16 protein-coding genes are annotated in these 18,943 nt (G+C 54.2%); all 16 read left to right on the forward strand.

The genetic code is table 11. From position 1 onward, the window contains the following. Positions 1–765: T9SS type A sorting domain-containing protein (locus tag KJ970_11630; GenBank protein ID MBU2691568.1), on the forward strand; the 765-nt coding region annotated here is incomplete at its 5' end. A gap of 263 nt (positions 766–1,028) precedes the next feature. Further along, positions 1,029–1,673 carry an OmpA family protein gene (locus tag KJ970_11635; GenBank protein ID MBU2691569.1) on the forward strand — a complete coding sequence of 215 codons (645 nt, stop codon included), beginning with the start codon at positions 1,029–1,031 and terminating at the stop codon, positions 1,671–1,673. Between the two features lie 16 nt (positions 1,674–1,689). Continuing rightward, positions 1,690–4,401 carry a protein kinase gene (locus KJ970_11640; GenBank protein ID MBU2691570.1) on the forward strand — a complete coding sequence of 904 codons (2,712 nt, stop codon included), beginning with the start codon at positions 1,690–1,692 and terminating at the stop codon, positions 4,399–4,401. Between the two features lie 50 nt (positions 4,402–4,451). Continuing rightward, a complete protein-coding gene (locus KJ970_11645) occupies positions 4,452–4,904 on the forward strand; it encodes a hypothetical protein (protein MBU2691571.1) in 453 nt (150 codons plus the stop codon). A 208-nt stretch (positions 4,905–5,112) separates the two neighbouring features. Beyond that, positions 5,113–5,562, forward strand: coding sequence for a DUF134 domain-containing protein (locus KJ970_11650; GenBank protein MBU2691572.1), 450 nt, complete (start codon positions 5,113–5,115; stop codon positions 5,560–5,562). Positions 5,563–5,636: 74 nt separating this feature from the next. After that, positions 5,637–5,969: a hypothetical protein gene (locus tag KJ970_11655; GenBank protein MBU2691573.1), complete on the forward strand. Its 333-nt coding sequence runs from the start codon at positions 5,637–5,639 to the stop codon at positions 5,967–5,969. After that, a complete protein-coding gene (locus KJ970_11660) occupies positions 5,966–6,832 on the forward strand; it encodes an ATP-binding protein (GenBank protein MBU2691574.1) in 867 nt (288 codons plus the stop codon). Before KJ970_11655 ends, KJ970_11660 begins: the two co-directional genes overlap by 4 nt. Then, positions 6,829–7,707 (forward strand): ATP-binding protein, encoded by an 879-nt coding sequence (locus KJ970_11665; GenBank protein ID MBU2691575.1) that lies wholly within the window; start codon positions 6,829–6,831, stop codon positions 7,705–7,707. The genes KJ970_11660 and KJ970_11665 overlap by 4 nt, the downstream gene beginning before the upstream one ends. Before the next feature lie 46 nt (positions 7,708–7,753). Then, the gene (locus tag KJ970_11670) at positions 7,754–8,092 is read left to right on the forward strand and encodes a NifB/NifX family molybdenum-iron cluster-binding protein (protein ID MBU2691576.1); all 339 of its coding nucleotides are present in this window, start codon (positions 7,754–7,756) and stop codon (positions 8,090–8,092) included. 300 nt (positions 8,093–8,392) lie between these two features. Beyond that, positions 8,393–10,429, forward strand: a complete 2,037-nt coding sequence (locus tag KJ970_11675; GenBank protein MBU2691577.1) for a TonB-dependent receptor — start codon at positions 8,393–8,395, stop codon at positions 10,427–10,429. Positions 10,430–10,608: 179 nt separating this feature from the next. Beyond that, positions 10,609–11,220 (forward strand): thermonuclease family protein, encoded by a 612-nt coding sequence (locus tag KJ970_11680; protein MBU2691578.1) that lies wholly within the window; start codon positions 10,609–10,611, stop codon positions 11,218–11,220. Positions 11,221–11,535: 315 nt separating this feature from the next. After that, positions 11,536–15,330 (forward strand): fibronectin type III domain-containing protein, encoded by a 3,795-nt coding sequence (locus KJ970_11685; protein MBU2691579.1) that lies wholly within the window; start codon positions 11,536–11,538, stop codon positions 15,328–15,330. 219 nt (positions 15,331–15,549) lie between these two features. After that, positions 15,550–17,340 (forward strand): tetratricopeptide repeat protein, encoded by a 1,791-nt coding sequence (locus KJ970_11690; GenBank protein MBU2691580.1) that lies wholly within the window; start codon positions 15,550–15,552, stop codon positions 17,338–17,340. A gap of 200 nt (positions 17,341–17,540) precedes the next feature. Beyond that, positions 17,541–18,014 (forward strand): hypothetical protein, encoded by a 474-nt coding sequence (locus KJ970_11695; protein ID MBU2691581.1) that lies wholly within the window; start codon positions 17,541–17,543, stop codon positions 18,012–18,014. Positions 18,015–18,016: 2 nt separating this feature from the next. Then, complete coding sequence (locus KJ970_11700; protein ID MBU2691582.1) at positions 18,017–18,568, forward strand: DUF4123 domain-containing protein; 552 nt, start codon at positions 18,017–18,019, stop codon at positions 18,566–18,568. Positions 18,569–18,582: 14 nt separating this feature from the next. Continuing rightward, on the forward strand, positions 18,583–18,918 hold the full coding sequence (locus KJ970_11705; protein MBU2691583.1) for a hypothetical protein: 336 nt from the start codon (positions 18,583–18,585) through the stop codon (positions 18,916–18,918). Positions 18,919–18,943 lie beyond the last annotated feature (25 nt).

The raw sequence follows: 18,943 nt of genomic DNA on the forward strand, positions 1-18,943 counted from the left end.
CTGGCGACCTTGGCCGGCGAGACGAGCTTCGAGTGGGCGGTGCCCGACGTCGATGAGCCGGACTGCCGCATCAGAGTCGTCTGCGTCGACGCCGAGTCGAACGAGGGCAGTGACATCTCCGACGCCGACTTCCGCATCATCCCGCATGATGGGACAGCGCCGGAAGTAGCCGTCGTCGCGCCGAACGGCGGAGAAGAGATCGACGCGTTGAGCGCTTATACGATCACCTGGACCTCCAGCGATAATATCGCTGTCACGGGAACGATCGTGTTGCTCTCGATCGACGGCGGGTCGACCTATCCGGACACGCTGGCGACCTTGGCCGGCGAGACGAGCTTCGAGTGGGCGGTGCCCGACGTCGATGAGCCGGACTGCCGCATCAGAGTCGTCTGCGTCGACGCCGAGTCGAACGAGGGCAGTGACATCTCCGACGCCGACTTCTCGATTGTCGACGTGAGTGGGGTCGAGGGTCAGCAGGAGATTCCCGTTTCTCTAATCCTCAGAAGAAGCCGGCCGAATCCCTTCGCCGGAATGACCCGGATCGAGTTCGGTCTACCCACCGCCCAGCGGGTCACGCTGGGGATCTACAACATCAAGGGCCAACTGATCAAAACCTTGGCCGCAGGCGAGTATAGCCCTGGGTTCCATACAGTTGTGTGGCGCGGGAAAAATGCGCAGGGTGAGAAGGTTTCAAGTGGCCTCTATTTCTATCGCTTGGTGACCGATGGCAAGGTCCTGAAGCAGAAGATGTTATATCTTAATTAATTAGAATGAAAATGCCTGACCCGATCGCCCCCTCTTCAGGAGGGGGCGATTGTCTATCCGTCGACTCGAGTTTGATCCGATAGAAGGGACGATCGGGACCCTTCGCCGGTGAGTCACGCCATGATTCGCGGATTATCCGGCGTGGAGGGCCGCCGCCTTGCATCTGAGGCTGGAAGCCCGATAATAGTCTTGGAGTCAAGATAGTGCGCAAAGGCTGCGACGAGCCGCCAACAGAGATTGTTTTATAGAATAAGGGGGACAAGATGAATGCGGTCCACAAGATACTGGCCGCCATCCTCATCACGGCGCTTGCCGCCGGCTGCTCATCAAATAAAAAACTTCTGGAGCAGCAGCAGATGGAGATCACCTCGCTCACCACACGGCTAAATGAGGCGGAGCAACAACTGGCTGAAGAGCAAGCCAGAGCGGCCAATCTGACAGCTGAGCTGGACCAGGTTTTGGCCGAGTTTAGCGAGAAGGAGGAGCTCTACCTCGAGCAGATTAATTCGAAGACAGTTATCACGCTGCCCGATGCCGTCCTGTTCTCTTCGGGAAGCGCCCGTCTCACCTCGTCGGGAAAGGGCATTCTTGACAGGATCGCTGGTGTGCTCGAGGAACATCCTGATCGTGAGATCCTTGTCGAGGGACATACCGACGATGTCCAGATTGCGAATCAGTACTTGTCTAAATACCCATCCAATTGGGAACTTTCATCAGCGCGGGCCCACTCTGTTTTACATTATTTCCAGGATCAACATCGCTTTCCCGGGAAGCGTTTGTCGGCTATCGGTTACGGGGAGTACCGGCCGCTGACTGGAAGCGATACACCGGAGGGGCGGGCCATGAACCGGCGGGTCGTCATCAGCATTGGTCCAATGCGGCAGGAAGAACGGCAGACGCTCCCCTGATCAGCCGGCCACCTAGATGGGAGTTTTGGACGAACCAACGGGTGAAAGCATGGCCGATTCGCCGATAGATTCGGGCTCTCCACGAGAGATTCCCACCGATCTCACAGGCACAAAGGTGGGCCGTTATCTCGTTGAATCACTTATTGGACGGGGAGGAATGGGTGAAGTCTATGTGGCGAATGACCCCCTCTTAAATCGCAAGGTGGCGCTGAAAAGGATCAACCGTGACCGGGGTGGGGGAGGCGTTGAGAGAGGCCGCATCCTAAGGGAAGCCCGGCGGGCCGGCAAAATCAACGACCCAAGGATTGCCTCCGTTTATGACGTCCTTGATCTTGCCGGTGATGTGATACTTGTCCAGGAGCACGTCGATGGACGAACCCTCCGGGAGCTGATCCATCAGCATCCACCCATTAAAGAGTTTTGGCCCATTGCCGTGGAATGCGCACAAGCGCTTGCCGTCGCCCACAGAGAGGGCCTTCTTCATCGGGATATCAAACCCGAGAACATCATGGTCACACGGTCGGGTGGTGTTAAAGTCCTCGACTTCGGATTGGCGAAACCGCTTGCCTCTGAGCGGGAGACGGAAACCCTCACAACGGAATCATTCCAGGATCCAAAATTCGGTGGGACGCCGCCCTATATGGCCCCCGAGGTCCTGTTGGGCCGCGATATCGACGAACGGACCGATATCTTTTCACTCGGAGTTACATTTTACGAGCTGCTGACCGGGATCAGGCCTTTCCGCGGCCAGACGTTCCACGCCGTGGCCCAAGAAATCCTTAATACCGAACCGGGTGTTCCCACCGATTTAAACAAGGAGGTTCCGCCCTCTCTATCTACGGTTGTGCTGCGGATGCTGGCTAAAAGGCCGGATGACCGCTACGCAACGGCCGAGGAGGTCCTTCATGATCTGGAAAAGTCGCGGGGTGGGCAGGAGATTACTCCTCTTGCGCGGATAGATGAACCCACGCGACCTGTTGTGTTTAAGGCGCCAATGACCAAGGTCTTGTTGGCCTCCGCCGGAGCGATATTCGTTATACTCTTTCTTCTCCTTGGAGGACCAGAAAAGATTCGGGAGCGATTCGGATGGTATCCACTGCCATCACAAAAGAATGTTCTCTTGCTGCCCTTTGAAATAGGTTCCGGCAATGAAGAGGATTTGAAGGAGATAGCGCTCGGCATTTCGGGACTCCTCGGTTCCGGCCTGGCGGGGCTCTCAGGTGATCCGTCCCTTCAGGTGGCCTCCTTCATGAACACGATTCAATTAGGCATAAAAACGCCTTCGGAGGGCCGCGAGCTTCTAGGCGCCAATCTCGTCATCGCGCCCCTTCTCCTCAGTGATGGACGCAAGCTGCAAGGGACACTGAGGCTGTTGGATCCGGTCTCGGGCCGCCGGCTTCGATTTCGCACGATTGAAGCCCCCCTCTCAAGACCCGGCGAATTTATCAACGCAGCTTTTGTGCAATCCGCGGAGATGCTGGGTCTGTCCGCCGGGAGTCCTGCACAAAGGCATCTCATCATTTATGGAACCGAAGGGGCCGGAACACTTCAGTTTTATCTCGCCGGTTTGGGGCGGATTCTGGAGATTCATCGCAACCGTGATGCTGTCGCCGCAGCTGACACCATCCAAATTCTTGAAGCCGTGAATTCTTTCGAACGGGCGACGAATATTGATCCGGATCACGCCCCCTCCTATGCCGGCGTGGCGCGGGGTTGCCGCCTAATGTATAAAGCGATGGGGGATGCGGCATGGCTCGGGCGGGGAGAGCAGGCCGCGCACCGGGCGATCTCGCTGGATGATAGCCTGGGTGACGCTCACAAAAGGCTCAGTTTCATCTACTGGGATCAAGGGAAGCGAGACCTTGCCGCAGCAGAGATGAACATTGCTTTGGCCCTTGACCCATACGACGATGTGGCCCTCGCAAACCTTGGACTCTTCTATAGAGTTCTCGAGTGCGACGATGAAGAGGAGCGCGTCTATCTGGACGCCGCCCGATTGAACCCAAACCATTGGGCGCCTCAGTGGTATTTGGCGTTCAGAATTTATTACAGGCGCGGCCGCATCGAGGAAGCGCGTGAGGCTTTCCGACAAGTGGTCCGGCTGGCTCCCGATTTATACAAAGGTTATCAAGCCCTGGGAGGGATGCAGGTTCTCGACGGGGACTACGGGGAGGCCGCGGAAAATCTCGAGAGATCGATCGCGCTTCATCCAAATGCAGAAGCTTTGGGGAATCTAGGAGTCACTTACTTTAACACAAGAGATTTTGATCGCTGCATTCAGACCTTTAACGAAGTCTTTCAGTATAAATTCGCCGAATATCAGGATTGGCTCAATCTCGGAGATGCCTACTACTGGGCCCCGGACAAGCGGGCGAAGGCCGTAGCGGCTTATGTTGAAGCGATCCGTCTCGGCCGCAGGACCCTCTCGACATATCCATCAAACTACATGATTTATGCGAATCTTGCGCAGATCTACCCCAAGATTGACAAACCCGATAGCGCCCGGATATGTCTCGAGGCGGCGCTCGCAGGTGATCCCGAAAATCCCATGATCCAGTTTTGCGCTGCATTGACATTCTGGCAGCTCCACGAGAGCGATAAGGCGTTGGATTGGCTTGGCAAATCGGTTGCGGGAGGGTACCCGGTTTCCTGGCTTCGTGATTCCCCCATATTTGATGAATGGAGGCCGGAAAGCCGTTTTCAAGAAATTGTGAAGGAAATATTGTGAAAGGAAATGCCGACGGTAACTAATCTTGAAACATTGAAAGGAGAGATGCCGTGAAGTCATATCGAGTCAATGGGTGGGTTCTTGCACTCGGCGCCGTCATTATGATCTCCGGGTGGGGATTGTACATCATTGATAGGGATCCCGGGATTAATGGGGCGGCATTTAAAAATGAGTTCTGGTTTCGGACAGTAGTCGTCTCGCATGAGGATGGGCAGATCGCCGCCACTCCCGATCCTCTCCGTGCAAATCCAGAAGACAGAATCAGATGGGAAAATCCCTCAGGAAAAGATTTTAGAATCGAATTTGAGAATCAGGAATATCCCTTCACCGAATCGAAGTTCTCTTCCGAGGAAGCAAAGACTTATAAAAAACTCAGAGAGGGGACCCCAATGAGGGATTATAAATACGCGGTTATTCTCGGATCGGACACGCTTGATCCCGTGATCCGAATCGAACAAGATCCTCCCCCCGGAGGTGACTCATCCGGTGTGGTCAAGAAATAGACACTCAATCGAGCGGTGATCGATAATCGATCGTTGGCGCCACAACCACGGGTGGGCCGCCCAACATGTTATAAATTAATCAGTTAGAGTCGATGCGTGATCTTTCCAAGGAGTCGATTCTCCCGGCGATTATCGAGAAGACGCGTGGAATTCCTCTTGCTATTATGCACATATGTGCGTAAATAGGAAAAGAAAGCGAGACATCTGAATGCCAAGACCACGGAAGAAGAGGTCGGTTTATTGCCCACCCTTTTTCTCCGACTTCAAACCAGCGGGGATCAGGGGAAGCAAGTTGGAATCTCTTTGGCTGGCCCTGGACGAATTTGAAGCGATCCGGTTGGCCGATTTTTTGGGCATGGATCATGCGGAGGCCGCTGATCAGATGGATATTTCCCGATCGACGTTTTCCCGTTTGGCGGAGAGGGCCCGCTACAAGATGGCTCAATTCCTGATTGAGGGCAGGCATCTTCGGATCGATGGGGGTGATGTCCATTTTCGAGGGAATCTCATTCGGTGCCAAAGTTGTCAACACATGTTCAATTCGGCCTTTGATCTGGCGCTGGAGAAATGTCCCAGCTGCGGTTCTTCGAACCTGATGGACATGGCCAACGCATATGGACATGGGGATTGCTGCCTTAACTATCATCATAGGAAGTAGCGCCTGGCCGTCTCTGTAGATGATGACCGGCGCTTTTGCGTTTAAACCATTATAACTTAAGGAGGAGGTGTCATATGCCAGGTGGACGTGGATCCGGCGGTGGCGGTGGCGGTGGCGGTGGCGGTGGTGGCGGTGGTGGCGGCCAGGGACGTGGTTCAAGAAGTGGCGGCGGTGGCGGTGGTGGCGGCGGCCGCGGTCAGGGCCAGGGTTCCGCTGGCGGCGGTCAGGGTCGGAACAAGGGCGGTGGATTCGGCGCCGGAGGCTTTTGCATCTGCGCCAAGTGCGGTAAGAAGGTCCCCCATCAACGTGGCGTTAAGTGCACCGGGCTAAAATGTCCTGAATGCAACCGGCCCATGGTGCGGGAGGAGCTGCTCAACAGATCCAAGAAGACCGGGGAAACAGAGTGAAGATCGCTATCGCCAGCGGAAAAGGCGGCACAGGAAAAACAACCCTGGCGACCAATCTGGCCTTCTACATGGCCGAATCAGAATCCGTTGTTTTGGCCGATCTGGATGTTGAAGAACCCAACTCAGGACTCTTTGTACAGGGCCGTCTTCACCATCGCGAAACAACATATAAAATGATTCCAGTATGGAATAAAGACCTCTGCACCCATGGAGGCAATTGCCAAACTGTTTGCAATTTCAACGCCGTCCTTGCCATGCCCCGCAGCGTGATGGTCTTTCCAGAGCTCTGCCACGGTTGTTTCGCCTGTTCAGAGTTGTGTCCTACAGGATCCCTTCCGATGACCACCAAACCGATGGGTGAACTGAAACATCTCAAGACAGGGGCTCTTGATTTTATCGAGGGCAAATTGATGATAGGAGAGGAGCAGGCCGTTCCATTGATCAAGCAGACCCTCGCCTATATCAAACGGGGTTTCCCTGAAAACATTGTTAAAATCCTCGATGCGCCGCCGGGCACATCATGTCCGGTGATAGAGGTCACCAAAGATGCCGATCTGGTGATCCTGGTCACCGAGCCGACGCCTTTCGGGTTTCACGATCTGAAGCTGGCCGTTGATACGGTTAGGCATCTTGAGAAAAGGTTCACCGTGGTTCTTAATCGTTTCGGAATCGGGGATGATAAGGTTACTCGCTATTGTGAGGAAGAGGGCATAGACCTGATCGCGCGCATCCCCAACAGCAGGAAGATCGCTGAGATCTATTCCGCCGGTGGTCTTCTCTACCAGGAAGTGACAGAGGTGAGAGACGCGGTGAAATCTGTTGTTGCCTATATCCACAATCACTCGATTGGACAGGAATCATGAAGGAGATCGTTGTTATTTCGGGGAAGGGTGGGACGGGAAAGACATCAATCACCGCTTCCTTCGCTGTTCTAGGAGGAAAGAATGTAGTTGTAGCCGATTGCGATGTGGATGCGGCCGATATGCATCTTCTGCTTGAACCGGACTTCGGTATCGCCGAGGCCTTCTACAGTGGTGAACTCGCGGTGATTGATCAAGAGCTCTGCTCGGGCTGCGGCGCCTGCGCAGGTGTTTGCCGTTATGATGCCATCCCGGTCATCGATGGGAAGTACATTGTCGATGCGATCAGTTGTGAAGGATGTGGATACTGCGCACGAGTTTGCCCGGAGAAGGCCATTACTAATGTGGAGCAGAATGTCGGCAACTGGTATCTGTCCAAGATCAGGACCGGATCATCGATGGCGCATGCCCGTCTAAAGAGCGGGGCCGACAATTCCGGGAAGCTTGTGGCCAAAGTCAAGAACGAGGCCAGGAAAACGGCCGAGCAGACAGGCAGGCGCCTCATCCTCGTCGATGGCTCTCCAGGGATTGGGTGCCCGGTTGTTTCTTCTCTCTCCGGGGCTTCTCTCGCCGTCATGGTGACGGAGCCGACGCTTTCCGGACTCCATGATCTGAAGCGCGTCTATAATCTTGTACATAAATTCGGGATCAAAGCCGGCTGCATCATAAATAAGGCCGACTTGAATCAGGATGTTTTGCGGGAACTGCGATCCTTCCTTGACCAGGAAGAAATCGTGAATCTGGCGGAGATTCCCTATGACGATTCGTTTACCGCGGCTATCACCAACGGGAGAACGATCGTGGAGTGGGATTCCTCTTTGAAAGAGCGCATCAGCGCCTGTTGGGCGTCGATACGTCAAATTGTTGGGATGGATTGAACCCCGAGGGCCCAATGACCCTCTTTTTTCACAACGGGAGGCGGCAATGAGCATTGCTTTTACAACACAAGGGACCGAATGGGACTCATCAATGGATCCCAGGTTCGGCCGGACGCGGTTCTTTTTCGTTTTCGATGAAAAGACGGAGAAGATCGAGACCTTTGACAACAGCGCGATCGAGAAGGAATCCCACGGGGCCGGTCCCAAGGCGGCACAGAAGCTGGTGGAACTCGGCGCCAATGTTTTGATAACGGGCAACGGACCGGGTGGCAACGCCGCCGCGGTATTGGAATCCACCGGAATCAAGGTTTTTGTCGGTGCGGGGGAGATGACCGTAAAGGAGGCGCTTGAAGCCTACCGGTGCGGCAAATTGAAGGAATTTTAGCTTGGCGTAACTTTCAGCATAAACGACCGGGCCTGCACCCCTGACCGGAACAGGTGTCCCGATGTCTGAATCGACATTGTGCCGAGCCATAGTGAAGTCACTTATAGCGTTAACCCCGATGGGCCTGGTCTTATGGGAATAGAGCCCCGCTTTTCATGGCACTGCTCAATTGCGTGGGGAAAGCTGGTCCTTACTATCAGCTATCCCCTTGCCGATGAATCTGTAATGGGAATGCAGCTGAGATATGTGGAAAATATTTTCCACCTTACAGGGTGGAATAGGAATTTTACGAGATATTTGATGGAATTACCCCGATTCCACATTCTGCTGATTTTGATCCTGTTGCCTCTCTGTCTCGTCTGGACTCCAGTTGCCCTTGCTGATAATCCAACGAAACAGGAAAAGGAGATTACAGAATCGTTCTTCGATATGAGTCTTGAGGAGCTGTTGTTCATTGATGTAGAGACGGTGCTGGGTGCCTCACGATTCTATCAAAAGACGACGGAAGCTCCCGCATCTGTAACAATCATTGAGCGCAATGAAATAGCGGCATTCGGTTATCGAACCCTCGCCGGTATTCTGGCCGGCGCTCAAGGCTTCTTCACCACAAATGATCGAAACTATGAGTATCTCGGTGTACGCGGTTTCAACAGACCAGGGGATTATAATACGCGGGTTCTATTGCTGGTGGATGGACATCGGATCAATGACAACATTTACGATCAGGCGACGATCGGAACGGAATTCCTGCTCGATGCCGCCCTCATCGAGCGGGTTGAAATCATTCGGGGCCCGGCTTCTTCACTCTATGGAGCGAATGCCTTTTTGGGTGTGATCAATGTGGTCACGAGAGATGGAAGGGCATTGAACGGTTTTGAGGTTTCGGGTGGGGCTGGGAGTTTTGAGACATTCAGGGGCCGATTGAGTTATGGCGCCAAGATGGGAAATGGGCTGTCAATGATCCTTTCAGGATCGATCCTGGATAGCAGAGGTCAAGATTTATACTTCAAGGAGTTCGATGATCCGGAGACAAACAATGGGGTGGCGGAGGGTGGGGATGGAGATAAAAACAGGAGGTTCTTTACCAAACTCTCTTACGGCGACTTTACGCTTGTTGGCGCTTCCTCATCACGGGAAAAGAAGATACCTGCCGCGCCATGGGGAATAGAGTTCAATAGCTCCAAGAACCTAAGTGTGGATACCCGTTACTACTTGGACTTGAAGTATGCTCATCTTTTCGACGGTCAATGGAGTGTGACATCGCGGCTTTTCTACGATCGATATGAATATGATGGTGATTTCCAGTTTGATTATGGTGATGAGGATGAAAGGTATCTGGTGGTCAACAGAGACCGCGTTCTCGGAGAGTGGTGGGGCAATGAGCTGCTGGCTTCCGGGCAAGTGGGGGCTAGAAACCGGATTACCACTGGATTCGAATATCGCGACAATTTCCGGCAGGATCAAAAGAACTACGACGAAGAAGTTTATCTTGACGATAAGAGGAAATCCAAGATCTGGGCTCTGTTTCTTCAGGATGAATTCGAGATTTCCTCGACGCTGCGGCTGAATGCCGGCATGCGTTATGATCACTACGAAACCTTCGGTGGGAGCACCAACCCGCGTTTGGCTTTGATCTTCAATCCCTATGAGACGTCCGCGCTCAAACTCCTATATGGTGAAGCTTTCCGGAGCCCGAATGCTTATGAGCTCTACTATGACGACGGAGAGAGTACACAGAAACAGAATCCCAACCTGGAACCGGAAACGATCACAACCTACGAGATGGTCTGGGAACAATCGGTCAATGAAGTATTTCGATTTTGTACTTCGGGCTACATCTATCACATTAGGGATCTGATCAGCCAGCGACTCGACCCTGAGGATGATTTGCTGGTTTTTGATAATTCCGAACACATTAAGGCTCAGGGCCTGGAAATGGAACTGAAAGGCCGATGGGACAGTGGATGGAGATTTCATTCCGGCTATGCCCTGCAGCGGTCAGAAAATTTTGAGAGCGGCGAAGAACTCACTAACTCCCCCCGGCACATTGTCCAGCTTAAACTCCTGGCGCCTCTGCCCTGGAGTGATTTTCTTGCGGGATTCGAAGCAAAGTACATTGGCAGCCGGAAGACACTTGCAGGATCGATGGCTGAAGAGTACTGGATTGCAAACCTGACAGCATCCGGTCGTCCCGCCGTGGATTGGTTGGAGATATCGGCCGGTGTCCACAATCTTTTTGATGAGATTTACGGCGATCCCGGCTCTGCAGAGCATAGACAGAACCTCATCTTTCAGGATGGAAGAACTGTTTGGGTGGAACTGAAGTTCGACTTCTAATTCAAATAGGCTGCTGAAGATGCGCCCCGCTTCTTGGAAAACGCCCTGAATTTCTGCACCCCACGCTTCAATTTGACCTGGCAATGAATACAGCCTGGTGTGCTAAACTGCCCTTGAAGAGTTCGAGAAACTGGCCGAAGGGGAAACGCCCATTCACCGTAATGAAGGAGCAACATTTCATGAGACAATCTCATTATTTCACCTGTTCACTGGTCTTGTTTGTCATTATGGGTCTCATGATCTCCGCCCCCGATCTGCCGGCTCAGGACGATCGGGCTCAGACTCGAACGGCCATGGAACGGGTCGCTGTGAATCCCGACAGTATAGATGTGGATGATGGTGATACGGTCACCATTCGATGGGGGGGTGACGATGTAGAGATCATCCGCATCCTCGGCATCGACACGCCCGAGACACAGCACATAGGCCACAATCTTCCTTTTGACCAACCCTTCGGCCGGGAAGCCGCCGGATTCGCCATGGGGGCCTTCGCTCTAGCCACAAAGGTGGAGCTTCTCCGCGCCGACCAAATGGATCCTTACGGCCGGACTCTTGGTTATTTGTTCCTGAATGGCAAAAACTACTCGGCCCTCATCGTCGCCGCGCGATTGGCCTCCGAGACGGTGAATCACTATGGTGATAACGGCTTTCCGAAAGAGGCGGCGGAAGTGCTGGCGGCCGCCAAGACCGCCGGTCCCGTACCCTTCGAGCCGCCCTTTCAATTTCGCCAGCGGATGAGAGAGGTGACCGATTGGATGCGCGCGACAGGGCAGCTTCCGGAAGATGAATGACCGGATAGCATCACTGCCCATCCTTGGGAGCCAATGAGTTCATTCAATTCCCCGGAACTTCATCCTCAATCTGCATCAATACTGTCCCGCTAAGAGGTGCGTTCGGTACCGCAATCTGTCCAGGGTAACAACGGGCCATGTAACTAATTGTTTCGATTATAGATACACTGTTATATCTGTAAACATTCTCCGATATATTTTCCCCGTTTTTTCTCTTCAGGATGTCCAGATCTCTGAAAAAGCGTCGATGAAGTACCCAGGCGACCGCTCCTGACAAGGGCGAACATAGTATCCCAAAATAATAAGGAGGCCAAAGTGCGTACGCCTAATTCATTCTATTTACCCATTTTTGTTGCTCTGATTGCGATGGTCCTCATATGGGGATGTTCCGATGAGATCGCCGATCCTGAGCAAAATATCAAACTCACCGTCGAACTTGGCCGGGATGCTGATGATGTTGATCACGGCTGGTTGGTTGTAGATCACGACTCTGAGAATCAATACCGGCTGAGCCGTAATGAGAATCTTTTGGAGTCACGTTCACTTGAGCTAGAGCCGGGTGCCCACTACTTTGCAGCGACCGCCGTCGATGCGAATGAGAATATCCTCTTCATGGGCGCGTCGACCGACACCATACCGGAAGGTTATGGGGAGTTCAACCTGACGATCGAACTGGCGGCGGTCCGTCCTATTTGCGGATTCGCTCCCTCCAGTATTGATTTTGGTGTGGTTCAGATCGGCCAGAGCAAGGTGGATAGTCTCATCATCACAAACTCCGGCAATGCTGATTTGGAAGTGGACATCAGCGTCGATTGCGCCGGATTCGAGATTGTAGCAGGCGCCGGACACCATACCCTGGTCCCAGGTCAATCGCTGACCCTTACGGTCGAGTTCACTCCGGAAACTGTGGGTGATCTGACGTGTTCGATTCAAACGGGGACGGATTGTGAAAGCATCGTTTGCATCGGGACAGCTCAAGAAGCTCCTCTCATGGTGCCGGCCGCACCGACTGATCTGGTGGCGACAGCTGCGTCGAGCCGCCAAATCGACTTGAATTGGACAGACAACTCGGACAACGAAACGGGCTTTGTCATAAAGCGCGGCATGAGCGTCGGCGGACCCTATAGTGAGATCGATGTCGTCGATCCTGATACCGAAAGCTACTCTGATCCGACATTGTCCAAGGCAACCACTTATTGGTACTGGGTCTCGGCCGTTAACGAGGCCGGTTCATCGGATCCAACGAACCTTGTCTCCGCCAGAACCGAGGATGAAGCACCAACAGTGCCGACGAACTTGGTGGCAACGGTGATATCAATTGATCAAATCGAACTGAGTTGGACCGACACCTCGGATAATGAGAGTGGATTCCGCATTGAGCGCGCCACCAGCAGCGGGGGACCGTACAGCATTATCGACACTGTAGATCCGGACGTCACAGAGTATATCGATTCAAATCTATCCCAAGGGGCGACCTACTGGTATAAGGTAACCGCCTTTAATGATATCGGCGAAGTCGATTCCACCGACCCTGTCTCGGCGACAACCGGTTTGGAGCCGCCGACCGCCCCATCCGCCCTTGTCGCCGTTGCCGGATCGACAAGCCGGATTGAACTGAGCTGGACCGACAACTCCGATAATGAAGATGGATTCCGGATTCGGCGGGGCCAGGCTCTGAACGGCGCATACACGGAGATCGCCACGGTTGGAGCCAACACAACAACGTACACTAATTCAGACCTGCCTTCATCAACGAAGTACTATTATAGAGTGACGGCCTACAATAGCGCCGGCGAATCGGCTCCCACAACAGTGGTATCGGCGACAACCGGTGATCAAATGCCGGCGGCTCCGTCCAATCTCGTGGCCACGGCAATATCAAATAACAGGATTGACCTGACCTGGACGGATAACTCCGATAATGAAGATGGTTTCCGCGTTGAAAGCAGCAATGCATCGAACGGACAATATGTAGAAATTACGCCTCTTGGACCCAATCGGACGTCATATTCGAACACCGGATTGGCCTCCTCGACCAAATATTATTATCGGGTTATTGCTTACAATACGGCCGGTGCTTCAGCACCGACGGTACCTGTTTATGCGATTACGAAAGATGTTTTGCCGGAGGCGCCGTCGGGCCTGGCGGCTACGGGGGTGTCAAGCAGCCAGATCAACCTGACCTGGAATGACAATTCCAATAATGAAAAAGGGTTCCGCATCGAGCGCAGCCAGTCATTGAATGGTACGTTTATCGAGATTACACCGGTAGGACCCAATCGTACAACCTATTCCAATATGGGATTGGCCGCCTCGACGAAATATTACTACCGGATCTCGTCATATAATGACGCCGGCGGATCTGCAGTCACGGCCCCGGTTTATGCGACGACATTGGATGCTTTCCCGGATGGCGCACCGTCGGGTTTGACGGCGACAGCGGTCTCAAGCTCTCAAATTAACCTGACCTGGATAGACAATTGTTCCAATGAAAAGGGTTTCCGGATTGAACGCAGCACGGCCCTGAATGGCCAGTATATTGAGATTACACCGGTCGGGCCGAACCGGACGACCTACTCGAATATGGGGCTGAGCGCTTCGACGAAATACTATTACAGGGTTTTGGCCTACAATGATGCCGGCGAAACGGAGCCGACAGAACCGGTCTTCGCGACAACAAAAGATCTGATGCCGGAGGCGAAGCCATCAAATCTGACCGCGACGCCCGTTTCCACCAGCCAGATCAATCTAAGCTGGACAGACAATTCAACCAATGAAAAGGGATTCCGGATTCTGCGAAGCCAGGCCTCAAACGGCGTCTATGTCGAGATCACGCCGGTCGGTCCGAACCGGACGACCTACTCCAACATGGGATTGGCTCCATCAACCAAGTACTATTACAAAGTGCTGGCCTATAACGACACAGGTGAAACAGAACCGACGGAGGCTGTTTGGGCGACGACATTGGATGAAATGCCCCTGGCGCCGTCGAACTTGGTCGCGACACCTGCCTCGGACACCCAGATTGATCTCGGCTGGACCGACAATTCGGACAATGAGAAGGGCTTCCGTATCGAGCGGAGCTTATTGAGCAACGGTCCATGGACCGAGATAACTCCCGTCGGTCCCAACCGGACGACCTATGCGAATTTGGGATTGTCCGCCTCGACAAAATACTACTACCGCGTGCGGTCATATAATGATGCCGGTGAGTCCAATCCCACCACAACTGCTTGGGCCACGACGGATAGTCCGCAGCCACTTGAACCTTCTGATCTGGCGGCGACGGTCGAATCGAGCTACCAAATCAACCTGTCCTGGACCGACAACGCGCGCAATGAAACCGGTTACCGCATCGAACGTTCGACTATCGCCGCGGGCGGCCCCTATGTCACCGCGGGCACGGTCGGTGTCAATGGGAGCAACTTCTCTGACACCGGTTTGACGCCGGCGACGCTGTACTGGTACCGTGTGCTGGCCTTTAACAGTGGATACCAATCGAATCGGGTTGGCCCGGTCTCAGCCACAACGCACGATGTGCCGCCGGCGGCGCCAAGCCATCTTGAAGGTATGGCGATCAACAGCAGCCGGATCGATCTGACCTGGACCGACAACTCGGGGAACGAGACCGGATTCCAGATCGAGCGCGCAACAGCCGGTGCAGGACCCTACACCGCGATCGACACAACTGCGGCCGACGTGGAAGCCTACTCAAATACCGGCTTGACCGCCGCAACGACCTATTGGTACCAAGTGTCGGCTCTCAACGCATTGGGTAAGTCGGCGTCCGTCGATCCTATTTCGGTCACCACCGCCGTCGGCCCGCCGTCAAAACCCACCGGTTTGACGGCGACCGCGATTTCAAGCGAACGGATCGATTTGGAGTGGACCGACACATCTGACAATGAAACCCACTTTGAAATCGAACGCAGCGATGCAGAAGATGGAACATATGTGCAGATCGACACGGTCGGCGAAGATGGTGATGTTTTCTCCGACAGGGGATTGGACCCTTCAACCACGTACTGGTACCGTGTTTCATCCTCAAATGCGTCCGGTGATTCCACTCCCACCACTCCGGTATCTGCGACGACGCTTGCGGCGCCGTAAGGGGTGTCAGGAAACGGGTCGAATTGAACCGACTCTGAAAACGCTGACAAGAATAAGGAAGAGCCGTCTCGAAAGGGGCGGCTCTTCCTTCTATCTCGACAAGGGAAGAATTCCTGTTACAGTTGTCCTGTCGAGATCGTGTGGAGAAATAGAAGGAAGTATGAACGACGCGCTGAGACCTGGAGAATGTTTTTAATCCGCTGAGTGGAGTCATTTTATGTGAAGGTGTCAAAGACCGCAAAGTTGGCCGCCTTGATCTTCTTACTGGCCTTGGCGCCGAGAGTGATCTTTTGGGCTGAATGGAACCGGGCGGGTCTTCTGTCCCTCCCGGTGGTCGACGCCCACACCTATGACCAAGAAGCGAGAGGGCTTCTCGAGGGCGGCTGGCCCCCCGAGGAGCCCTTTTGGCAGGCTCCCCTTTACTCCTATTTCCTGGCGGGCGTTTATCGCGTCGCGGGGGTCAGCTGGCCCGCCGCCCGCCTGGTCAACGCCCTCCTTGGCGCGGGCACCTGCCTGCTGGCCTGGTGTTTGGCGCGGCATCTGCTTTCACGGAAACAGGCCTGGATCGTCTTCGGGATTTGCGCGCTCTATGGCCCCCTGCTTTATTTTGAAGGGCAACTTCTGCGCGAATCGTTGGCGGCATTTCTTTTGACGGGGTGGGTTCTGGTGCAACTGAAGGCCCTCTCGACCGCAGAGAAGGGGGGCTCTCCTTCTGTTTTATGGTGGCTTGGGGCGGGCATGCTTCTGGGGTTGACGGCTCTGTGCCGGGAAAACGCCCTGATCCTCGCCCCGCTCGCCGTCCTCTGGGGATTCTTTATAAGGAACGGCGGCGGAAGATGGCTTCGTCCTGTCCTTTTTATGCTCGGCATCTGCGTTATTGTCTCACCGGTGACATTGTACAATCTGAAACAGGATAACGCCCTTATCCCGATTTCTTCCGGCGGCGGAATCAATTTCTATTTGGGAAATAATGCCGATAGCCGGGGGGTGATCGCCATCCGTCCCGGGCGTTTCTGGAGTGAGCTCACCGACCGGCCGCGGCTCGAATCCGGAGCGGTGACGGCTGGAGAGAAATCGGCCTATTTCTACAGGGAGGCTTTCGACTGGATCATCCACCATCCCGCCGATTTTGTCCGCAACACAATGTATAAGACGGCCGGATTCCTGTCACCCCATGAGATCAAACGAAATCAGGAGATTTATGAAGCCCGGGAAGGATCGCGCTTGTTGCGGGTTTTAATGTGGAAAGCCGGCCCCTTTGGGTTTCCTTTTGGGTTGCTCGGACCGGCGGCCCTGCTCGGGCTCTGGCGGGCGTTTCGAAGACGGCTGACCCCGCGCAACCCAAAGGGATTTTACTTTCTTGCGGCAGCGACTCTTCTTTTTTCGATCGGGGTTATACTATTCTTCCCCAGTGCCCGTTACCGGGTCGTGCTGACGCCGGTTTTGGCTGTCTTGGCTGTAGCGGGATGGACCGGCTTCGCCCGCGCGTGGAAAGAATCCGCCATTGTCTTGGTGGCGTCCTTGCTGGTGGTGAATGCCGGATGGGTTCGGAGCCAAGAGGATCCGGCGGATCAATCCTTTCTTAGGGCCTATGCCCTTGTTGAGGCGGGGCGCACGGAGGAGGCGCTCTCTGAATTGCGGCTTGCCACGAAGATCAATCCTAAACATGGAGAGGCCTGGACGACGATGGCGGCCCTTTACGGTATGACGGGACGGCCGCGTGAATCGATGGGCGCCGCCTATGCCGCCATCGCCATCGATTCAACGAATGCCCAGGCCTGGGTCAACCTGGGCACCACCTTGATGGATATGGGGGATCTCCAGAATGCCGAGCGCAAACTCAGCCGCGCCATTCAGCTGGCGCCGCATCTCGCGGACGCCTGGAACAATCTCGGGACCTGTTTGATTCAACAAGGCCGCCGCCAGGAGGCGCTGCAAGCCTTTGATCAAGCCTTGCGCATTGATCCCGGCCACCGTTGCGCGGCGGAAAACCGCCGCCGCCCGCGGTGATGGTGAAGCTGCAGAGGACCCAGCCTGTTAAGGCCTGTATCCAGGACTGCCGTCCGGGTTTGGAAATCCGGGCATCTTTTTGGAGGCACTTCAGAAAATGAGTGGGCGAGTGGGGGGGGGGGCGGATGGAGCCGGGCACAAATCCTTGCAATAGCATGAGTTGGTATTATATATAGGAGGGGTGGAAGTGGGATGGAATCATGAAGCGGATATTGCGGTCAAGATTTCGAAACTATGAGATTTTGGATTGCGTCGAAGCAATCGATGCCCCCCTTGTCAAAAAATTTCCCGATGATGAGTCTGCGCTCCTTTTTCTGCGGCCCTTCTCAAAAGATGATGGCGCCCTGTCCACGCTGCGAGCTGTCATTGCGACACACTGTCTAGGCGTTCAGAGATTGAATGATGAGCAGGTCATAAAACGCGTCGCGCGTGAATTGGCAAGTGGGCGGATCATGCTTGTAGAGCACGCCCTTTCGGATTTTTCGGGAGGCGTGCCGGAGGAGCCGCTGATCGAGGAAGAGGCGGAGGATCTTCCTCCCTCAGAGACGCGTCTGTCGGCCGCCGAGGAGCCCCACCCGGCGGCATATGGAGAACAGGCCATGACGTTGGTGGAAGCAGCGAAAAGGGGGACACCCTTCTGCGAAGAGTGCATGAATGAGGAGAAAGGGGCCTGACAATGGCGCCCAGCGTATCGACAACGGAATTCATTGTACAGCAGATATTCCTGCAGCCGGATACAGCCGTCTTTGGTCTTTATGACGCCGCCTCGGCGCAGAACATGCCGCAAATTTTGAAGGGATCCCGATCAGAGTTTATCTGTCTTTATCGTGGCGACCTCACACCCGATATGGCCGAAGTCGCCCCGTATATGGTGAAGTTGCAAAAGGGGGCGCTTTTTAATGAATGGCTCGTTCGCCAGGGTTGGAGCCGAAACTGGGGGCTCTTTGTCACAACCCCTGAATCCATCACTCTACAGGAGGTGGCCACCCATTTTCGACGGTTCCTGCTGATACGGGATCCGGAGGGGAGGCGGCTCTATTTTAGATTCTACGATCCACGAGTCATGCGGGTTTATCTGCCAAGCTGCAATCCGGAAGAGTTAAAGAATATTTTCGGCCCTGTCGGCCATTTTTTTATTGAGGATGAAGACCCTTCCGCGCTTCTTCGTATGAACAGAGATGGCGAAGGACTCCACATCCAGCGTTTGATGCTTGAAACAGCGAATTAGGAGATGAGTCGTATATGTTGGAAATCCGCAAAGAGCAAATGGAAGTCTTTGAAAAGGATATGCGCAGGCGCATCAAACAAAGAACGATGATGGACTTGCGCCGTGAGCGACCGGCTGAATTTGAAAAGCGCGGGGAGGAACATTTTCGGGAGCTTATAGAAGTCGCTGAGGGACGGATTGACCAATTCGACGGCGATTTGTATAAGGATCTGCACCGGTATATTTTGTTGATGCTGGATCTCGGCCTGAATTTTCACACCGACGAAGTTTGGGCGGCGGAGGTATTCAATGATGATGAGGTTCCGGGGGTAAGTAAGCTTGATGTTCTGGAGATTTATGCAGCCGATTAGCTTGGAATGGGATTTCAATAGGGTT

It is taken from the genome of Candidatus Eisenbacteria bacterium, from assembly GCA_018831195.1.
GTDB lineage: Bacteria > Eisenbacteria > RBG-16-71-46 > CAIMUX01 > JAHJDP01 > JAHJDP01.

Bases quoted from the DNA above. Each gene is read 5' to 3' on its own strand.
- KJ970_11700 (MBU2691582.1), top strand. From the start codon at position 18,017: ATGGCGCCCAGCGTATCGACAACGGAATTCATTGTACAGCAGATATTC.
- KJ970_11650 (MBU2691572.1), top strand. From the start codon at position 5,113: ATGCCAAGACCACGGAAGAAGAGGTCGGTTTATTGCCCACCCTTTTTC.
- KJ970_11695 (MBU2691581.1), top strand. From the start codon at position 17,541: ATGAAGCGGATATTGCGGTCAAGATTTCGAAACTATGAGATTTTGGAT.
- KJ970_11675 (MBU2691577.1), top strand. From the start codon at position 8,393: ATGGAATTACCCCGATTCCACATTCTGCTGATTTTGATCCTGTTGCCT.
- KJ970_11635 (MBU2691569.1), top strand. From the start codon at position 1,029: ATGAATGCGGTCCACAAGATACTGGCCGCCATCCTCATCACGGCGCTT.
- KJ970_11655 (MBU2691573.1), top strand. From the start codon at position 5,637: ATGCCAGGTGGACGTGGATCCGGCGGTGGCGGTGGCGGTGGCGGTGGC.
- KJ970_11665 (MBU2691575.1), top strand. From the start codon at position 6,829: ATGAAGGAGATCGTTGTTATTTCGGGGAAGGGTGGGACGGGAAAGACA.
- KJ970_11705 (MBU2691583.1), top strand. From the start codon at position 18,583: ATGTTGGAAATCCGCAAAGAGCAAATGGAAGTCTTTGAAAAGGATATG.
- KJ970_11640 (MBU2691570.1), top strand. From the start codon at position 1,690: ATGGGAGTTTTGGACGAACCAACGGGTGAAAGCATGGCCGATTCGCCG.
- KJ970_11680 (MBU2691578.1), top strand. From the start codon at position 10,609: ATGAGACAATCTCATTATTTCACCTGTTCACTGGTCTTGTTTGTCATT.
- KJ970_11670 (MBU2691576.1), top strand. From the start codon at position 7,754: ATGAGCATTGCTTTTACAACACAAGGGACCGAATGGGACTCATCAATG.